Source organism: Thauera chlorobenzoica, from assembly GCF_001922305.1.
GTDB classification, from domain to species: Bacteria; Pseudomonadota; Gammaproteobacteria; order Burkholderiales; family Rhodocyclaceae; genus Thauera; species Thauera chlorobenzoica.
Genome location: NZ_CP018839.1, coordinates 37,911 through 55,249, shown reverse-complemented (window position 1 = coordinate 55,249; position 17,339 = coordinate 37,911). Strand labels below are relative to the sequence as shown.

Annotated in this window: 20 protein-coding genes; 10 read left to right on the top strand and 10 right to left on the bottom strand. The window is 67.5% G+C overall.

The annotated features are described in order from the left end of the window. Positions 1-20: 20 nt before the first annotated feature. The 4 genes from Tchl_RS00275 to earP form a co-directional block, all read right to left on the bottom strand. A complete protein-coding gene (locus Tchl_RS00275) occupies positions 21-1,163 on the bottom strand; it encodes a glutaredoxin family protein (RefSeq protein WP_083945068.1) in 1,143 nt (380 codons plus the stop codon). A 7-nt stretch (positions 1,164-1,170) separates the two neighbouring features. Continuing rightward, positions 1,171-1,656, bottom strand: a complete 486-nt coding sequence (locus Tchl_RS00270) for a hypothetical protein (protein WP_075146636.1) — start codon at positions 1,654-1,656, stop codon at positions 1,171-1,173. A 131-nt stretch (positions 1,657-1,787) separates the two neighbouring features. After that, positions 1,788-2,345 carry an elongation factor P gene (gene efp / locus Tchl_RS00265; protein ID WP_075146635.1) on the bottom strand — a complete coding sequence of 186 codons (558 nt, stop codon included), beginning with the start codon at positions 2,343-2,345 and terminating at the stop codon, positions 1,788-1,790. A gap of 66 nt (positions 2,346-2,411) precedes the next feature. Continuing rightward, positions 2,412-3,596 (bottom strand): elongation factor P maturation arginine rhamnosyltransferase EarP, encoded by a 1,185-nt coding sequence (gene earP, locus Tchl_RS00260; protein WP_075146634.1) that lies wholly within the window; start codon positions 3,594-3,596, stop codon positions 2,412-2,414. 529 nt (positions 3,597-4,125) lie between these two features. On the opposite strand from earP, the gene Tchl_RS00255 reads away from it, so the two are divergent. Then, entirely contained in the window at positions 4,126-4,974 is an 849-nt protein-coding gene (locus Tchl_RS00255; protein WP_232311626.1) for a hypothetical protein, read from the top strand. Positions 4,975-4,983: 9 nt separating this feature from the next. On the opposite strand, the gene Tchl_RS00250 is transcribed toward Tchl_RS00255, so the two are convergent. Then, positions 4,984-5,730, bottom strand: coding sequence for a 16S rRNA pseudouridine(516) synthase (locus Tchl_RS00250; RefSeq protein ID WP_075146633.1), 747 nt, complete (start codon positions 5,728-5,730; stop codon positions 4,984-4,986). Between the two features lie 147 nt (positions 5,731-5,877). Here Tchl_RS00250 and Tchl_RS00245 point away from each other — a divergent pair, with 147 nt between their 5' ends. From Tchl_RS00245 to Tchl_RS00220, 6 genes are all read left to right on the top strand, one after another. Next, positions 5,878-6,345, top strand: a complete 468-nt coding sequence (locus Tchl_RS00245; RefSeq protein ID WP_075149505.1) for an SRPBCC family protein — start codon at positions 5,878-5,880, stop codon at positions 6,343-6,345. 145 nt (positions 6,346-6,490) lie between these two features. Beyond that, a complete protein-coding gene (locus Tchl_RS00240; protein WP_075146632.1) occupies positions 6,491-7,459 on the top strand; it encodes a recombination-associated protein RdgC in 969 nt (322 codons plus the stop codon). 362 nt (positions 7,460-7,821) lie between these two features. Beyond that, positions 7,822-8,277 (top strand): NfeD family protein, encoded by a 456-nt coding sequence (locus Tchl_RS00235; protein WP_075146631.1) that lies wholly within the window; start codon positions 7,822-7,824, stop codon positions 8,275-8,277. A gap of 25 nt (positions 8,278-8,302) precedes the next feature. Further along, a complete protein-coding gene (locus tag Tchl_RS00230; RefSeq protein WP_075146630.1) occupies positions 8,303-9,166 on the top strand; it encodes an SPFH domain-containing protein in 864 nt (287 codons plus the stop codon). 63 nt (positions 9,167-9,229) lie between these two features. Next, positions 9,230-9,601 carry a hypothetical protein gene (locus Tchl_RS00225; RefSeq protein ID WP_075146629.1) on the top strand — a complete coding sequence of 124 codons (372 nt, stop codon included), beginning with the start codon at positions 9,230-9,232 and terminating at the stop codon, positions 9,599-9,601. 86 nt (positions 9,602-9,687) lie between these two features. Next, positions 9,688-9,882: a hypothetical protein gene (locus tag Tchl_RS00220; protein ID WP_075146628.1), complete on the top strand. Its 195-nt coding sequence runs from the start codon at positions 9,688-9,690 to the stop codon at positions 9,880-9,882. 22 nt (positions 9,883-9,904) lie between these two features. On the opposite strand, the gene Tchl_RS00215 is transcribed toward Tchl_RS00220, so the two are convergent. After that, positions 9,905-11,527: a peptide chain release factor 3 gene (locus Tchl_RS00215; protein WP_075146627.1), complete on the bottom strand. Its 1,623-nt coding sequence runs from the start codon at positions 11,525-11,527 to the stop codon at positions 9,905-9,907. 275 nt (positions 11,528-11,802) lie between these two features. Between Tchl_RS00215 and Tchl_RS00210 the strand changes: the two genes are divergently transcribed. Next, positions 11,803-12,033: a DUF2798 domain-containing protein gene (locus Tchl_RS00210; protein WP_075146626.1), complete on the top strand. Its 231-nt coding sequence runs from the start codon at positions 11,803-11,805 to the stop codon at positions 12,031-12,033. 93 nt (positions 12,034-12,126) lie between these two features. Here Tchl_RS00210 and Tchl_RS00205 read toward each other — a convergent pair whose 3' ends face one another. Continuing rightward, entirely contained in the window at positions 12,127-12,345 is a 219-nt protein-coding gene (locus Tchl_RS00205; protein ID WP_075146625.1) for a glycine zipper 2TM domain-containing protein, read from the bottom strand. A gap of 223 nt (positions 12,346-12,568) precedes the next feature. Continuing rightward, the gene (locus tag Tchl_RS00200) at positions 12,569-13,951 is read right to left on the bottom strand and encodes a class II fumarate hydratase (RefSeq protein WP_075146624.1); all 1,383 of its coding nucleotides are present in this window, start codon (positions 13,949-13,951) and stop codon (positions 12,569-12,571) included. Positions 13,952-14,306: 355 nt separating this feature from the next. Here Tchl_RS00200 and Tchl_RS00195 point away from each other — a divergent pair, with 355 nt between their 5' ends. Next, a complete protein-coding gene (locus Tchl_RS00195; protein ID WP_075146623.1) occupies positions 14,307-15,242 on the top strand; it encodes an AEC family transporter in 936 nt (311 codons plus the stop codon). Positions 15,243-15,299: 57 nt separating this feature from the next. Here the strand turns inward: Tchl_RS00195 and Tchl_RS00190 are convergent, their stop codons facing one another. Further along, complete coding sequence (locus Tchl_RS00190; protein ID WP_075146622.1) at positions 15,300-16,100, bottom strand: ABC transporter permease; 801 nt, start codon at positions 16,098-16,100, stop codon at positions 15,300-15,302. Further along, on the bottom strand, positions 16,094-16,714 hold the full coding sequence (locus Tchl_RS00185; RefSeq protein WP_075146621.1) for an ABC transporter ATP-binding protein: 621 nt from the start codon (positions 16,712-16,714) through the stop codon (positions 16,094-16,096). Before Tchl_RS00185 ends, Tchl_RS00190 begins: the two co-directional genes overlap by 7 nt. 254 nt (positions 16,715-16,968) lie before the next feature. Here Tchl_RS00185 and Tchl_RS00180 point away from each other — a divergent pair, with 254 nt between their 5' ends. Continuing rightward, the gene (locus Tchl_RS00180) at positions 16,969-17,337 is read left to right on the top strand and encodes a hypothetical protein (RefSeq protein ID WP_075146620.1); all 369 of its coding nucleotides are present in this window, start codon (positions 16,969-16,971) and stop codon (positions 17,335-17,337) included. Positions 17,338-17,339: the final 2 nt, after the last annotated feature.

Sequence of the window (17,339 nt, the reverse complement as noted above, 5' to 3'; positions counted from 1 at the left end):
TCCGCAACGAAGTCGGCCGCCTACACCAGCCACTGCGGGCGCAGCAGCATCACCAGGCCGAGTACCAGCATCACCGCACCCGACAGCAGCTTGAGCCGCCGCCCGCCGCGTTCGTCGAGCTTGCCGCTGCCCAGCGCCAGCACCGCGGTGCCGACCATCAGCGCATCGTCGGCGATGTAGCCGAGGATGTAGAGGCCGAGGTAGCCGTAGTGCGCGAGCGGCGGCAGTTCATGCCGGGCCAGCACCGCGGTATAGATCGCGGGCAGACCGGCGGTGCACAACAGCTCGACGAAATTGACCACCACCGCGAGCACCGCCACCGCAGCGAGCGAAGCGGACAGCGATTCCGCCTTCAGGATCGCCCTTGCCCGCGCATAGAGACCGGGCCTGGCCGCTTCGGGAATCGACAGCGACACCCCGCGGCGGAAGGCGAAGAAGTCCTTGACGTTGATCGCGCCGACCAGCAAGGCCAGCATGGCAAGGCCGATGCGCAGCGCCTCGGTCATGCCGACGAAGAGGAACAGGTTGAGCCACGCCGCCATGAAGGCGTAGTAGACCGCGCCGCTCGCGAGGACGAAGGTGCCGGCCACCAGCGCCATCCGCCGCCGGTCCTGCAGCCGTACCAGCAGCGCCAGCAGGAACAGCAGCACCCACATCGCGCACGGATTGAAGCCGTCGATCAGGCCGAGCGCAAGGGTAAACACCGGCAGCCCGAGCTCGCCGGCGCGGAGCGTTCCGAATATCGGGAATTCGACCGCATCGCGCGGTTTCACTGGCGCTCCGAGCAATGCAACAAGCTCACGCCCGGCATGTTCGCCATCATCGAAACCGACCCGTACCTGCTTGTCGAAAACGAAAGTCGGCACCCCCGGCGGCCAGACGCCCGCCTCGCGGCTGATTTCGACCAGTTCGTCACGCGCCGCCGGGTCGCGATCGACCGCGCGATAGACGATCCGGATGTCGGGGTGCGTCTGGCCGAGCCGGGAGAGAAAAACCTTGGCATCGGCACAGTGCGGGCAGCCCTCGCGCACGAACACCTGAAGCACCGGGGCGTCGGCGGCTGCAGGCGGCTCCTCCGCGGCGGCCTGCAGCGCGGGCAGAAACGCCAGCCACAGCAGGATCAGCAGCCGCAGCATCACGTCCGGGCTGGCAGCTCGAGGCATGGCCGGCTCACTTGGCAGTGGCGGCGGCCGGCTCGGTCACAGGTTTGGCGGCGGCCTCTTCGACAGGCACGGCAGGGTCACCACGCTGGCGGACGCTCTCGATCGCCTCCTGGCTCACCTCCTTCAGCTTCTGCGCCGCGCCGCGGGTCGCTTCGACGATGCGCTGGGCGGCGGCTTCGGCGGCTTCCTTGGCGTCGCGCGCGCCCGCATCGGAGACCGCAGCGGTGACATCGGCGTCCTCGCGCGCGGCCTGATCGGCCGCTTCCGCGCCTTCCTTCACCCTGTCCGCGGCAGACTCGAGCACCGCCTGGGCAGCTGCGGTGCCCGCCTCACCCAGCTTCTTCACCGCCTCGCCGGCCTTGTCGAGCGCCTCGCGCGCCGCCGCGGCCGCTTCCGTCGCCGACTGTTCCGCCTTCTCCGCCGGGGTGTCGGGAGCGCAGGCGGCGAGGAGGATGCTGGCCGGAACGGCAAGAGCGAGAATCAGGGGCTTCATGGCAGAACGCTCGGAGGGTTGATCGGCATCGATGGCATCGTGCCCAGGAAGACAGCGCCGGACATGAGCGGTTCGCCACGCCCAAAAGTAAAAGGGCCACGCGGGCCCTTTTGGCGGCGGAACGGCAGCGCTTACTTGACGCGGTTCTTGTACTCGTCGGTGCGGGTGTCGATTTCGATCTTGTCGCCGATTTCGACGAAGGCCGGCACCGGCAGCTCGAAACCGGTCGAGATCCTGGCCGGCTTCAAGACCTTGCCCGAAGTGTCGCCCTTGACCGCGGGTTCGGTATAGACGACTTCGCGCACCACGCTGTTGGGCAGTTCGACCGAGATCGCCTTGCCGTTGTAGAACACCACTTCGCACTGCAGGCCGTCTTCGAGGTACTTGAGCGCATCGGTCATGTTGTCGGCTTCGACTTCGTACTGCTCGTAGTCGGCGTCCATGAACACGTACATCGGGTCGGCGAAGTAGGAGTAGGTGACTTCCTTGCGCTCGAGGACGACGACTTCGAACTTGTCGTCGGCCTTGTACACCGACTCGGACGGCGCGCCGGTGAGCAGGTTCTTGAGCTTCATCTTGACGACCGCGGAGTTGCGGCCGGATTTGTTGTATTCGGCCTTCTGCACCACCAGCGGGTCGCTGCCGACCATGATGACGTTGCCCGAGCGGAGTTCCTGAGCGGTTTTCATGCTGTTTCCTGAGATGAGCGGCGCGACCCCCGGGCCGCACGTGCTTGAAAATTCAAGCGCGCGATTCTACCTCGCGGCGGCCTCGATGTGGGAACAGAATCTTGTCAAGCGTGTAACGAGATCTTCGCCGGCCGCCAGGCGCCCGCACCAGTGGCGCGCATGCGCATCGAGCGCCGGCAAGGCCTCGGAAAACGCCGGCCAGGCCTGCGCCAGCGCGGCAGCACTGGCACCGAAGCCGTTCCAGGCCTGCCACAGGGCGACCAGGGCCGCGGCCGGCGCGGGCGCGACGCCGGCCAGATAGCGGCCGAGGAAGGCATCGAGCTTGTCGCGATGCGCCGCCCCGGACTGCGGGTAAATCTGCCAGACGAAGGGTTTCGCCGCCCACTGCGCACGCACGAAGGAATCCTCGCCACGGACGAAATTCAGATCGCACCCCCACAGCAGCTGGTCGTAGCCGGCCTGGTCGGTAAATGGCAGCACCTGCACCCCCAGGCGGCCGTGCTGCAGGCGATCGCCCGCCCGCAGCGCGTCGACACCGAGCGCACGCGCCAGGTCGCCGAGCACGCGCGACTCCGGCACCAGCAGCTCGACCGCCCGGCTCCCGCCCTGCCAGGCGCCGATCAGCGCCGCCAGGCCGGGCTGCTCGTAGGCGAACAGCGACACCCACAGGCTGTCCGCCGCCACCGGCCCGCGCCCTGCCCGCCACGCCGAACATCGCGCAGGATCGCCAACGAAGGCATCGCGCCGCGCTAGCAGGCCGGCTTCGCGCAGCAGTCCGCCGCTGTCCGTATCGAAGCCGGGAAAGAAAAAATGCTTCACCAGGGGCAGGCGCGGATGGGGCGAAGCGAGGCCGTGGCAGCCCGCCACCCAGTCCTCCGCCGACAGGTATTCGAGGTTGATCCACACCGGCCGCCGGGCCTGGCGCGCCATCGCCTGCAGATGCGCCTCCGGCAGCTCGCAGGCGAAGGCCTCGATGACGATTTCGCCGGGCACGAGCACGGGAAAAGGCTCGCCCCAGTGGCGCAGCTCCACACCCGCGACCACGCCGCCACGCTCCGGATCGAGCACCCGCGCCGGCGGGCAGATGCGCCCGAGCACCGACCAGTCATCAACCCAGAGCCGGACCGGCCTCTCCTGGCGCAGCGCCAGATCACAGGCCAGCCGCCAGCAGACACCGATATCCCCAAAGTTATCCACAACCCGGCAGAAGATTTCCCAGCGCGGCCGGGAATTTTCGGGCAAAGGCATCATTTCGGTGAGCAATCCTGGGAAGAGAGGCTGGAGAGCATGTGGACAAGCGGGCAAATTCGCAAACCGGAAAAAAGCATCGACATTTCACGCACACGGGACGAAGTGCCTTACCAACCTCTTGTTCCATAGCTCAAACGTGGTCGCGGAAAGGGCGCAGCCGACTTATCCACAGATTTTCGCCGACTGTTTACTTCTTTGTTATTTAAATTAATAGAAAAACAGAAGAACAAAACATGAGCCAACGAAGCGCGCAGCCACACCAACCGCAGCAAACCCGAGCTCATTCCGAAAGCGTAGAATGCGCGGCAGAGGCTCTTCGACAGGCAGGACCGCGCTGGCGTACCGGATCGCGCCGGACGGCGGCGGTCGGTAATCTCAGCGCTTTGGGGACATCATCGTGACGCCACGACACGCTATTCCTTGCCTTTTCCTGCTTCTCGTTCCCACCGGATCCGCAGTCGCCCAGCTCGGCCTGTCTCCCCCAGCGACTACGACCCCCCGCGAAAATGAAGCCGCACAGGAAACCGGCGTGCTCGAGCAGACCCGGACGAAAGTGCGCGGCTTGACGGTGTGGCTGGGGGAAACGGTGAATGACTGGTTCGGCGACCGCCCCTTCGAAGACGGCGGCGAAGTGACCCACGGCCGGCTGGGGCTGCGCCTGCTCTGGCGCCAGGACGAAGGCTGGGACACCAACGTGCGCCTGCGCGCCCGCTTCGATCTGCCCAACCTGCGCGAGAAGGCCTACATCTTCCTTGGCCGCCAGAACGAGCGCGAACTGGTCACCGACCAGCCGGAAACCTTCACCCGCGAGCAGCAGCTACTGGAAGAACGGCGCAAAGAGGATCAGAGCGGCTTCATCGGGCTCGGCTACGCCTTGCGCCGGAATATCGACCTGCGTGCGGGGGTGCGCGGCGGCTACAAGGTCTATGCCCAGGCCCGCCTGCGCAAGCAGTGGGCCCTGTCGGTACAGGACCGGATCGAGTTCAGGGAAACGGTGTTCTGGACGGTCAAGGAGCACTTCGGCTCGACCACGTCGTTGAACTACGAGCACGCCTTCACTCCGGCGCTGGCGTTGCACTGGCAGAACGCAGCCACGATCACCAAGGAAACCGACGGCTTCGCCTGGTCGAGCAGCCTCGGCCTGTTCAGGCAATTCGGCGATCAGCGCGTGCTCTCGGGCGAGCTCATCGCAACCGGCGAAACCGGGATGCGGGACAGGCTCAGGGAGTACGGCGTGCGCGTCAAATGGCAGCAACCGGTGTATCGGGACTGGCTGATCGGCGAACTGATCGCCGGCCATTTCTGGCCCAAGGGCGATGAAGACCCCGAACGCGAGCAGCGCTGGGCGGTCGGGGCCAACCTCGAAATGCGGTTCTGAACCGGCGCTTCAGGTAGCGTCGCGCGCGTAATCCGTGAGCCGGCACAAATCGGCTGCGTCCAGCCAGCGCCATTGCCCGGGCGCGAGCTCGGGATCCAGCGCCAGGCCGCCGACGCAGCTGCGGTGGAGGGCTTCGACGCGGTTGCCGGCGGCCCCGATCATGCGTTTGACCTGATGGTACTTGCCTTCGCAGATCGTCAGCCGCAAGCTCGTCGGGCTGGTGAGCACACAGGCGGCGGCGGCGATCGGTGCCGGTTCGTCGTGGAGTTGGACACCGGCCAGCAGGGTGGCGACGAAGGCTTCGTCCACCGCATGCTTCAGCGCCACCTCATAGACCTTGGGGGTGCGCTTCTTGCCCGAGCTCCACTGGTGGATGAACTGACCGTCGTCCGACAGCAGCAGCAGCCCGGTGGTGTCCTGGTCCAGCCTGCCGATGCATTGCACGCCGCGTCCCAGCAGCTGCGCCGGCAGCAGGGTGAACACCGAAGGGTGGAAGGTGGGCTTATGCGAGCATTCGTAGCCTGCCGGCTTGTGCAGCGCGATATAGGCTTGGGCGCGGAAACGCCAGACCTTGTCATCGACGCTGAATTCGAGTCCGGGCGAACCATCGCTGCCGCCGGGGTCGAATTCGGCATGGGGTGTATCGCACACGGTGCCGGCCACGCTGACGCAGCCGCTGCGGATCAGGGCGCGGCATTCCTTGCGGCTGCCGAAGCCCTGAGCATGGAGAAGTCGTTCGAGTTGCATGGCGCGCATGTTATCCCGGCTTTGGCCCGGCGCGGGGTAAACTGCGGCCCTGCCCGTCGTCGGGGAAGCGCCATCCGCCCCGGATTTGCCGGCTTCCTTCGGCGCAGAGCGGCGCATGGCACGGCACCGTGGCCCCGGGGCATTCCGGAGATGGATTTGAAATTCGAGCACCTGATCGAGGTCAATGACCTCGCCAATCCCCTGCAGACCCTGCTGACGCGCGAAGAGCTTTGGTTTGGCCTGCTGTGCCGGGCCGAGGATGCGCGGGCCTTCCTCCCCGGTCTCGAAGACTGCCGCATCGTCGAACGCAGCGACAACACCATGGTCCGCAACCTGCACTTCGGCCACGCCGTGATCCGCGACCGGGTCACCTTCGAGGCCTTGCGATGGATCTGCTTCGAGTCCGAAGCGACGCCCGAACACGCCGGCGGCAGCCTGACGATCAGCATCGAGGAACCCGAGCAAGGCGCGCTTTTCCTGCGCTTTTGCTATCACACGACGCTACCCGAAGGCGGCGAGGATGGGCGCTATGCCGAGTTCGTGCGTGCGGCCTATCACCAGTCCGACGTCGATACCGTGCGCGTCATCCGCATGATCGCCGAATCCGGCGGCCTGCAGCAGTAAGCCCGTCCGCGCGCCCTGCCGCGCCTGCACCGCAGTGGGCGCAGCGCAGCCGTGCGTGCCCCCTGCGCACGGCTGGTCCCGGTGCCGGCGCACACCGTTTCGCTTTCCTTTCCCTTCCCCTCAGCCCAACAGGAATGACACGCCGATGTGGTTCAAGAACTTGCAGATTTACCGCCTTCCCGCAAATTGGGGCATCACCCTCGAGCAGTTCGAGGCGCAGCTGGCGAAGAAGCCCTTCCATCCCTGCGCCAGCCAGGACATGGAAAGCCGCGGCTGGCTGTCGCCGCTGGGCAATGAAGCGCTGGTCCATGCGGTCGGCGGCCAGTGGCTGGTCACGCTTGGCTTCGAGCACCGTTTGCTGCCGTCTGCCGTGGTCAAGCAGGAAGCCGACGAGCGCGCCGAGGAACTCGCCGAGCAGCAGGGCTACAAGCTCGGGCGCAAGCAGATGAAGGAGCTGCGCGAGCAGATCACCCAGGAGCTGCTGCCGCGCGCGTTCACCCGCCGTCGCCGCCTGTTCGCCTGGATCGACCCGGTGAATGGCTGGCTGGTGGTCGATGCCGCCAGCCAGAGCAAGGCCGAGGATCTGATCGAGCAGCTGCGCCACAGCCTCGACCACTTCCCGCTCGCCCTGCTGCGCACCGAACGCTCGCCGATGTCGGCGATGGCCGACTGGCTCGCCGGCGGCGAAGCACCGGCCGGCTTCACCATCGACCAGGATTGCGAACTGCGCTCGATCGCCGAGGACAAGGCCGCGGTGCGCTACGTGCGCCATCCGCTGGAAGGCGACGAGGTCAAGGGCCATCTCGAAGCCGGCAAGCTGCCGACCCGGCTGGCGCTGACGTTCGACGACCGGATCAGCTTCGTGCTCACCGAAAAGCTCGAGATCAAGCGCCTGGATTTCCTCGACATCGTCCGCGACCAGCTCGGCGAGGCCGACAAGGACGACGCCGAAGCCCTGTTCAACGCCGAGTTCGCCCTGATGACCGGCGAACTGTCGCATCTGTTGCCTGCCGTGGTGGACGCTCTGGGCGGCGAGATCGGTGGCGAAGCCAGTTCCGTTTCCACGCCTGATCCCGCGCCTGCACTGGCGACTGCGGACGATCCTCCTTTCTGAGCGTTGGCCTGGTAGTGAAACGGCCTGGGGACATGCCACAGGCCGTTTCGTCTGTTCTGGTTTGTTATAGGGTTTTTAAATCTTTTAAAAGACTATAAAGACAATGCACTGCCCGTTTCTGTGGATAACACATTTTTGTTTTTGATAAACAACATCTTGTCCGCTGTACAAGAGGATGGACAGAAGCGCGGGAAAGGCGGGATGGTTTGTTGATGGAAAAAGGGTCCAGGGCGTTTTCACGACTTGTTCACAATTTTGCCCTCCCCCGAGTCACAGCTTGTCCACCGGGTCGTGGCCCATCTGGCGGCAGGCCGTATGCCTTTTGAAACCACGGCAGGACAAAGCTGCGCTACAGTGCCGCCATGGAAAACACCCTGATCATCGAATGGTGGCACTGGGAGATCGCCGGCCTGGCGCTGGTGCTGCTGGAACTGGTGGTGCCGACGTTCTTCGTCCTCTGGTTCGGTTTCGGCGCAATGCTGGTCGGGTTGGTGCTGCTGGTGCAGGCCGACCTGTCGTTGACGGCGCAGATTTCGACCTGGGTCGCCGCTTCGGTGGCGATGACGGTGCTGTGGTTCCGGGTCTTCAAGCGCTCGCAGCACAAGACCCTGGTGGGCACCGCGGGTGGCGAGGTGATCGGTGAAGTGGGGCTGCTGGTGAGCGCGGTGGCGCCCTTCGAGCGCGGCCGGGTGCGCTTCCAGCGCCCGGTGCTGGGCGCCGAGGAATGGGTTTGTGTGGCCGAGAGTGCGATCGCCGCCGGCGAGCGCGTGCGTGTGGTCAGCGTCGAAGGCAGCTTCGTCAAGGTGGCGAAGGCCTGAACAATCACGAAGCGGGGGAGCGGTCATGACCGAAGGCCTGGCGATTGCCGTTGCAGTGCTGATTTTCGTCGTCATCACCATCGCCAAGGGGGTGCGCCTGGTGGCGCAGGGCGAAGAATGGGTGGTCGAGCGTCTCGGCAAGTACCACGCCACCCTGCGCCCGGGGCTCAACATCCTGATCCCCTATCTCGACAACGTCGCCTACAAGCTGGTGACCAAGGACATCATCCTCGACGTCCAGGAACAGGAAGTGATCACCCGCGACAACGCGGTGATCCTGACCAACGCGATCGCCTTCGTCAAAGTCACCGACCCGGTCAAGGCGGTGTATGGGGTGACCGACTTTTCCGAAGCGATCCGCAACCTGATCATGACGACCTTGCGCTCGATCGTCGGCGAGATGGAACTCGACGAGGCCTTGTCCTCGCGCGACAAGATCAAGGCCCGGCTGCGCGAGAGCATCGCCGACGAGGCGGTGGACTGGGGGCTGACGGTGAAATCGGTGGAGATCCAGGACATCAAGCCCTCGCCGTCGATGCAAAAGGCGATGGAGCTGCAGGCCGCCGCCGAGCGCGAGCGCAAGGCCGCGGTGACCAAGGCCGAAGGCGCCAAGCAGGCGGCGATCCTCGAGGCCGAGGCGCGCCTCGAATCGGCCAAGCGCGATGCCAGCGCGCAGGTGATGCTGGCCGAAGCTTCGGCCGAGTCGATCCGCCGCGTCACCGCCAGCATCGGCGAGGAGGCCGGCCCGATGATGTACCTGCTCGGCGAGAAATACATCGCCGCGCTGGAAAAACTGGGCGAGTCCGGCAGCGCCAAGGTGGTGGTGATGCCCGCCGACCTGCACGAAACCCTGCGCGGCCTGGTCGGCAAGCTGGGCGTGCGCGGCTGAGCGCTCTCACCGGCTTTTCGCACAAATACGAACCGAAAACGATCCGTAACCAGGAAGATACCGATGCAGAAAACCGCACGCCCCCTCCTCGCCGCCCTCGCCTTCGCTGCCGCATCCGGCAGCGCCCTGGCGCAGAACTTCATCACCGACAAGGCCGAGGTCGAAAAGCTGCTCACCGGCGCCACTTTCATCGGCGTCTATCTGCGCACCGAAGCGGCGTACACGCTGAAGTTCGGCAGCGACGGCACGCTCACCGACAGCACCGGCGCGAAGGCGCGCTGGTGGGTCGACGACCAGGCCCGCTACTGCCGCGAATGGCTCGACGGCAAGCTCAAGGGCAACACCGGCTGCATGAACGTGGAGTTCGAGGACGGCCAGGTCGCGCTCTATTCCGAAGGCAAGAAAGTGGTCGAGGGCATCGTCAGCGGGCAGTGAAGCGGCCCGCCGGGCGGACTTCGGGTCTTTCCTTTCGGCAGGCTTCGATCACCAGCCATGGGGACGGCCGGAGGGTGGTGAACGCCATGGAAGAGACTTTGCGCTGGGTGCTGTGGCGGCTCGACGACAACGGCAACCGCTTCGTGGTGGCGGCGTTCGCACGCCGGGACGAGGCGGAAGCGGCCGCGCGCGCCTTCGCGGCGCACGGGCACAAGCAGACCTACTGGGTGGAGACCGCCGCCGACGGCGATACGGCGGCGGATCGAACGGGCGGCGTCTGAGCCCGCCCCCTGCCGCTGTGGTTCAGCCCAGCACCTGCCCGTGCTCGCGCGTGGCGTGGAAGCTCACCTTCGGCCACTTCTCTGCCGTCACTTCCAGGTTGTAGCGGCTGGTGGCGAGGTACACCGGGTTGCCGTCGATGTCCTTGCCCAGGCGCAGGGCCTGCTCGTATTCGAAGTTGCGCCGGGTGGTGTCGTCGGGGAAGGTCAGCCAGCGCGCGGTGTGGATGTCGGCGGACTCGAAGATCGCATCGACCTTGTACTCGTCCTTGAGGCGCTGGGCGACGATCTCGAACTGCAGCACGCCCACGGCGCCGAGCAGGAGCTGGCCGCCTTCGAGCTCGAAGACCTGGATCGCGCCCTCCTCGCCGAGCTCCTGCAGGCCTTTCTGCAACTGCTTGGATTTGAGCGGGTCGCGCAGGCGCGCGGCGCGGAACAGTTCCGGCGAGAAGTAGGGGATGCCCTTGAAGCCGAGCGCCTCGCCTTCGGTGAGGGTGTCGCCGATCTGCAGCTGGCCGTGGTTGTGGATGCCGATGATGTCGCCGGCGACGCCGTCCTCCATGATCACGCGCTCGTTGGCCATGAAGGTCAGCGCGTTGGCGAGCTTCATGTCGCGCCCGGCGCGCACGTGGCGCACCTTCATCCCCGAGCTGTAGCGCCCCGAGCAGATGCGGAAGAAGGCGATGCGGTCGCGGTGCTTGGGGTCCATGTTGGCCTGGATCTTGAACACGAAACCGGTGAATGCCGGTTCGGCAGGCTGCACCATGCGCGTGCCGGTCGTGCCCGTCCCTGCGATGCGCGCCTGCGGTGGCGGTGCCCAGTCGATCAGCGCCTGCAGGATCTCCTGCACGCCGAAGTTGTTGATCCCCGAGCCGAAGAACACCGGGCTCTGGCGGCCGGCGAGGAAGTCGTCGAGGTCGAAGGGTGGCGAGGCGTCGTTGAGCAGTTCGACGTCGTCGCGCAGCTGGCCGACTTCGAGCGGAAAGCGCTCATCCAGCGCGGCGTTGCCGATGCCCTTCAGCACTTCGGCGTCGCTGCGCCGCTCCTCGCCCGGGACGAAGGTCAGCACCTGATCCTGCAGCAGGTGATAGACGCCGCGGAAGGCCTTGCCCATCCCCAGCGGCCAGGTCACCGGGGCGCAGCCGATCTTGAGCACGTCCTCGATCTCGGCGAGGAGCTCGAAGGGCTCGCGCACTTCGCGGTCGAGCTTGTTGACGAAGGTGATGATCGGCGTGTTGCGCAGGCGGCAGACTTCGAGCAGCTTGATCGTCTGCGCTTCCACCCCCTTGGCGGCGTCGATCACCATCACCGCGGCGTCCACCGCGGTGAGCACGCGGTAGGTGTCCTCGGAGAAGTCCTCGTGGCCGGGGGTGTCGAGGAGGTTGATGGTGTGCCCCTGGTACTCGAACTGCATCACCGAGCTGGTCACCGAGATGCCGCGCTGCTTTTCCACTTCCATCCAGTCGGAAGTGGCGTGGCGGGCGGATTTGCGCGCCTTCACCGTGCCCGCGAGCTGGATTGCGCCGCCGAACAGCAGCAGCTTCTCGGTGAGCGTGGTCTTGCCCGCGTCGGGGTGGGAGATGATGGCGAAGGTGCGGCGCTTTTCGACGTCGCGCAGCAGTTCGGGCGGATAGGGAGTGGTGGTCATCAGGCTTCGTCGGCAAAAAGAAAATCCGCCCGCCCGGAGTCGGGCGAGGCGGGACAAGCGCAATTCTATCAAGGAATTAGTCGGTCACTGAGCGTGGTCGGCAGATGCCGGGGAGGGCGCGCGCTTCCACCGTGCCGGCCCGCGGCCGCAGGCGGGGGGCGTTTGCCAGGGTGATTCGGTATTCGTCCCGGGTGATGAAAACGCGGGCGCTGCCCTGGTCCGAGCGTCCCGATCGGAGATAATGCGGAACTGCCCGCTCCCCGGAAAACTCGTCAATGCGTCTCCAGCCTCAGCACATCCAGCCGGTGATCATGGCCGGCATCATGGCCTTCCTGATGACCGCACTCGTCACCTGGATCAACCTCGGCCTGCGTCCGGACTTCATCGGACTGTGGCTGAAGGCGTTCGCCATCGCCTGGCCGATGGCGGCGGTGGCGGCCTATATCGCGATCCCGATGGCGCAGCGGATGACTAAGGCGATTCTCGCCCGGCTCCACGCCGAATGAGAAAAGGGCACATCGGCCAGGGTGGCCGCTGTGCCCGAAAGAGGAGAACAGGAAACGCAGGGGAAACCGGGTTGCGCCAGGCCTGGCGCCGGCTTACTTCTTCTTGCCGACCTGGTCGCCGATGACACCGCCGATCGCGGCGCCGCCCACGGTGCCGAGGATGCCGCCGTCGGTCACGACCGCACCGGCCACGCCGCCCACGCCGGCGCCGATCGCCGCGCTTTTTTCACGCGAGGACATCCCGTCCCAGGTGGCGCAGCCGGTGGTGGCGAGAACGATCAATGCGGCGGGAATCAGGGTTCGGGTCTTCATGACAGCCTCCGTATCGTTGCCCGAGCGGAGGACGGCGCGTGCCGCGTGTCCGCTCCATACGGAAGTATGAGTACGCCGGCCGGCAAATGATTCTGCGGTGCGGTGTCGAAATGTTGCGTGCCGCGCCCCGCCCCACCGGCGAGCGTGGCCGCGCTGCGGGGTGCTGGCCTGCCGCCCGGGCGGCGGTGGGGCGGCGGCCTCCGGATACATCCGGATGCAGCTTTCAGCCGCCGAGCATGTGCTCGGGGCGCACCCAGGCGTCGAACTCTTCCGCCGTGGTGAAGCCGAGCGCGAGCGCCGCGGCGCGCAGCGTGGTGCCTTCCGCCCACGCCTTCTTGGCGATCTGCGCCGCCTTGTCGTATCCGATGTGCGGATTGAGCGCGGTCACCAGCATCAGGCTGCGCCCGAGATGTTCGGCCATGCGCCCCGGGTCCGCTTCGAGGCCGGCCACGCAGTGATGCTGGAAACTGCGGCAACCGTCGGTGAGCAGGCGGATCGACTGCAGCAGGTTGTGCGCGATCACCGGCTTGAACACGTTCAACTGGAGCTGCCCCTGGCTGGCGGCGAAGGCGATCGTGGCGTCGTTGCCCAGCACCTGGCAGGCAAGCATCGACAGCGCCTCGCACTGGGTCGGGTTGACCTTGCCGGGCATGATCGAGCTGCCCGGCTCGTTGGCCGGCAGCTTCACTTCGGCAAAGCCCGCGCGCGGGCCGGAACCGAGCAGGCGCAGGTCGTTGGCGAGTTTCATCAGCGCCACCGCAAGCGTTTTCAGGGCGCCCGAGAGCGCGACCAGCGCCTCGTGGCCGGCGAGCGCGGCGAACTTGTTCGGCGCGCTTGTCAGCGGCAGGCCGGTGAGCGCGGCCAGCTCGGCGGCGATCGCGGCGGCGAAGCCGGGCGGGGCGTTGAGCCCGGTGCCGACCGCGGTGCCGCCCTGGGCGAGCTCGCACACTGCCGGCAGGGTGGCGCGGATCGCGTGGGCGGCGGTGTTGAGCTGGGCGACGAAAGCCGACAGCTCCTGGCCGAAGGTGATCGGGGTCGCATCCATCAGGTGGGTGCGCCCGGTCTTGAGTACCCCGGCATGGCGCTCGGCCTGCAGCGCGAGGCCGTTCGACAGTTCGGTGACCGCAGGCAGCAGGTCTTCGTGCACGGCGCGGGCGGCGGCGATGTGCATCGCGCTGGGAAAGCAGTCGTTCGAGCTCTGGCCGCGATTGACGTGATCGTTCGGATGCACCGGGGATTTGCCGCCGCGGCCCTGCCCGGCGAGCTCGTTGGCACGCCCGGCGATGACTTCGTTGACGTTCATGTTGCTTTGCGTGCCGCTGCCGGTCTGCCACACCGCGAGCGGGAACTGGTCGTCGTGGCGGCCGGCGAGGATCTCGTCGGCGGCCTGCCCGATCAGCGCGGCGAACTCGGCGGGGAGCGCCCCGCTGCGGGCGTGGAGGCGGGCGGCGGCCTTCTTGATCAGGGCCAGGCCGTGGATCAGGGCGAGCGGCATGCGCTCCTCGCCGATCGCGAAATGGGCCAGCGAGCGCTGGGTCTGCGCCCCCCAGTAGGCGGCGGCGGGGACGTCGACGGGGCCGAGGCTGTCGGTTTCGATGCGGGTCATGGAAGCTCCTTGCGCCGGAAGAGTGTTCATCTTGCACGATCGGGGTGCCAGGCCAGGATCGCCGGAGGCCGCTGCCGGGGAAACCGGTGACTTCCCCGTGGCGCCGGGCCATGTGCCCGAAGTTGGACAGCTGCGCGCCGTCGCTGTTGCCAGAGGCAGACGCTGCCATCCCCGCCGCATGCGCTTGCGGTGCCGCCGGCGCGGCCCGCAATCCGCGTTTTTCCGACTTGATGCGACCTTGCGACGGGACCATCATCTCCGACCCGGGCTGGCCGCCGGGCCCATCGACACGAAGCGCCGGCGGTGCGGGGGCGTCCGCCCTCCGGCGCCGGCCGCACCGCGCAAGGAAACCGCAGTGGACATCATCTTCGGCATCATCCTGCCGGTGTTCGGCACCCTCGGCCTCGGCTACGCCGCGGCGCGCTGCGGTGTGTTCGACGAGGCCGCCAATCGCGGGCTGTCGCTGTTCGTGTTCAACTTCGCGCTGCCGCTGATGCTGTTCCGTGCGATCGCCCAGGCCGAGCTGCCCGCGGCGATGCCCTGGGGCTACCTGCTGTCGTACTACCTGGGCGCGTTCGCGGTGTTCGCGCTGGCGATGCTCGGCGGGCGCTGGCTGTTCGCGCGCCGGCTCGACGAGCAGGCGGTGCTCGGCCTCGGCGGCGCCTTCTCCAACACCGGCATGCTCGGCATCCCGCTGGTGATGACCGCCTACGGCGACTCCGCCGCGCTGCCGCTGTTCGTGATGATCGCCTGCCACAGCCTGCTGATGCTGCCGCCGACCACCGCGCTGATCGAAGGCGCCCGTGGCGGGCAGGAGTCGGTCGGGGCGATGCTGGCGAAGCTGGCGAGGAGCGTGCTCGCCACGCCGATCATCTGGGGGCTGTCGTGCGGCCTGCTGTTCGCTCTTGCCGGACTGCAGATTCCCGGGCCGCTGGATGCGGTGGCCAAGGGCCTGGGCAGCGCCGCCACGCCGTGCGCGTTGTTTGCCCTCGGCGCTTCGCTGACGCGCTACAGCCTGGGCGGCAACCTGAAGGAGCCGGCGCTGCTGGTGGCGCTGAAGACGGGGGTGCATCCGCTGCTGGTGTGGCTGCTGGCGACCCAGGTGTTCGACGTGCCGCGGCTGTGGGTGGCGACCGCGGTGGTGCTGGCGGCGCTGCCGGCGGGGATCACGCCCTACCTGTTCGCGCAGCGCTACGCCGTCTGCCAGGCCACGGTGGCCTCGGCGGTGTTCCTGTCCACCGTGCTGTCGGTGGCGACCTTGTCGGCGCTGCTGTTCGTGTTGCGCCCCTGAGCGGCCCGGCGTGCGTTCTTCCGCGTTACCCGCGCGGTGGTGATCTTGCCCGAGGCCTCAATCCTGCGGCGCGCGCAGTCGGTCCAGGCGCAGGCGTTGGCGTTCGTCGAACAGGCGGCGGGCGGCGAGACCGACCGCGACCACGGTGCCGAAGCCGGTGCCGCCGGCGATCAGGAACATCACCAGGATCTGGTACTTGACCGCCTCCACCGGCGGCGCGCCGGCGAGGATCTGGCCGGTCATCATCCCCGGCAGGCTGACGATGCCGGCGGCGGCCATGGCATTGATGATCGGGATCAGGCCGACGCGGATGGCCTCGCGCCGGGTATCGGCGATGGCCGCGTTCCAGTCCTCGCCGAGGGCAAGCCGGGTCTCGAGCACCGTGCGCTTCGCGGCGGCGTCCTGGGTCAGGCGGTCGAGCCCGAGGGCGATGCCGTTCATGGTGTTGCCCAGCACCATGCCGAGCAGCGGGATGGCGTACTGCGGGGCGTACCAGGGGGTGGTGCCGATCACCGCCACCAGCGCCAGCACGGTGACGGTGAACGAGGATACGAACATCGACAGCGTGCCCAGGCCGAAGCCCCATCCGCCGGTGAAGCGGCGCTTCTGCCGCGCCATCACTTCGTGTCCGGCAGCGGTGATCATGACCGCCGCCATCGCCGCCACCCAGAGGAAATGGACATTGTCGAACAGCAGCTTCAGCACCAGCCCGATCAGCAGCAGCTGGATCGTGGTGCGCGCGGCCGACACCAGCAGGCGCTGCCCGATGCCCAGGCCCAGGCGCAGCGACAGCCCCGCCAGTGCCAGGATCAGCAGCGCGGCGAGCGACAGGTCGAGGGCCGAGAGTTCGATCACCACCGGGTGCCCTCCTCCGGCCTGTCCTCACGCAAGGTGCCGTCCTCGAGCACGAAGCAGCGCCGGGCGACGCGCCCGGCCTGGCGCGGATCGTGGCTGATCCACAGCAGCGCCGCGCCCTGTGTGCGACGGTAGTGGTCGAGCAGGGCTTCGACGCGGGCGGTGCTGTCGGCGTCGAGGTTGCCGGTGGGTTCATCGAGCAGCAGCGCCGCCGGCCGGCGCATCAGCGTGCGCAACAGGGCGAGGCGCTGGCGCTCGCCGGTGGAGCAGCGCGCCACTTCCCAGTCGAGCGCCGCCGCGGGCAGGCCGAGGCGGGCCAGCCAGGCGGGGTCGCAGCCGTCGCTGAAGTGGGCGCCGACCGTCTCCGCCCACCACGCGCTCTCGGCCATCACCAGCGCCACCTGGCGCCGCCAGGCGGGGGCGGGCATCGCCGAGCAGGGCCGGGCGTCGAGGCGGACATCGCCCCGATGCGGATCGAGGTCGGCGATCGCGCGCAGCAGCAGCGATTTGCCGCTGCCCGAGGCGCCGCGGATGCACACGCATTCGCCGGCGGCAATGTGGAGGTCGATCGGGCCGACGTGGCGGGTGCGGAGCTGGTGCAGGGTCAGGTCGGGCATGGCGGACGGCGGCGGCAGGGCGGTGGGCGCGGACAGGGGCCATCTTCCCGGGCGAGGGGAGGAATTTCAACAGGGAACGGCGCGCGCAGTGCATTTGCGCGAAAATGGCCGCGCCCGGTGCCGCGGCCGCCTGCCGCGGAACATTCCGGCCGCAGTTCCGACCCCGGCAGGGGGTGGAATCTTTTCGCCGCCACGGGTTCTGACTGCGGCGATGCGGCGCAGTACGGCGGTGCACGTTATTTCAGGAAATGCTCATGTACAGGGATCCCCGATTTTCCGGCCTTTTCGACAAGCTCCAGCGCGGCGACGGCGCGCCTCCCTCGCTGCTGCAGAAGCTCGTCGCCGCCGTCGTCGCGGTGGCGGTGTTCAGCCTCGCGCTGATGTTCTCGGTGGTGCTGTTCGCCGTGGTGCTGACCGTCGGGGCGGCGGCGTGGGGCTACCTGTGGTGGAAGACGCGCGCGCTGCGCAAGACGATGCGCGCCCAGGGCGAGGCCCGGATGCGTGCGCAGGACCAGGCCGCGGGCGCCTATGGCAGCGCCCGCGGCCTGGTCATCGAAGGCGAGGTGATCCGCGAAGTGCGCACCGGGGAAGAGAGCGGGCGCCAGCCCGGGCCGGACGCCTGAGC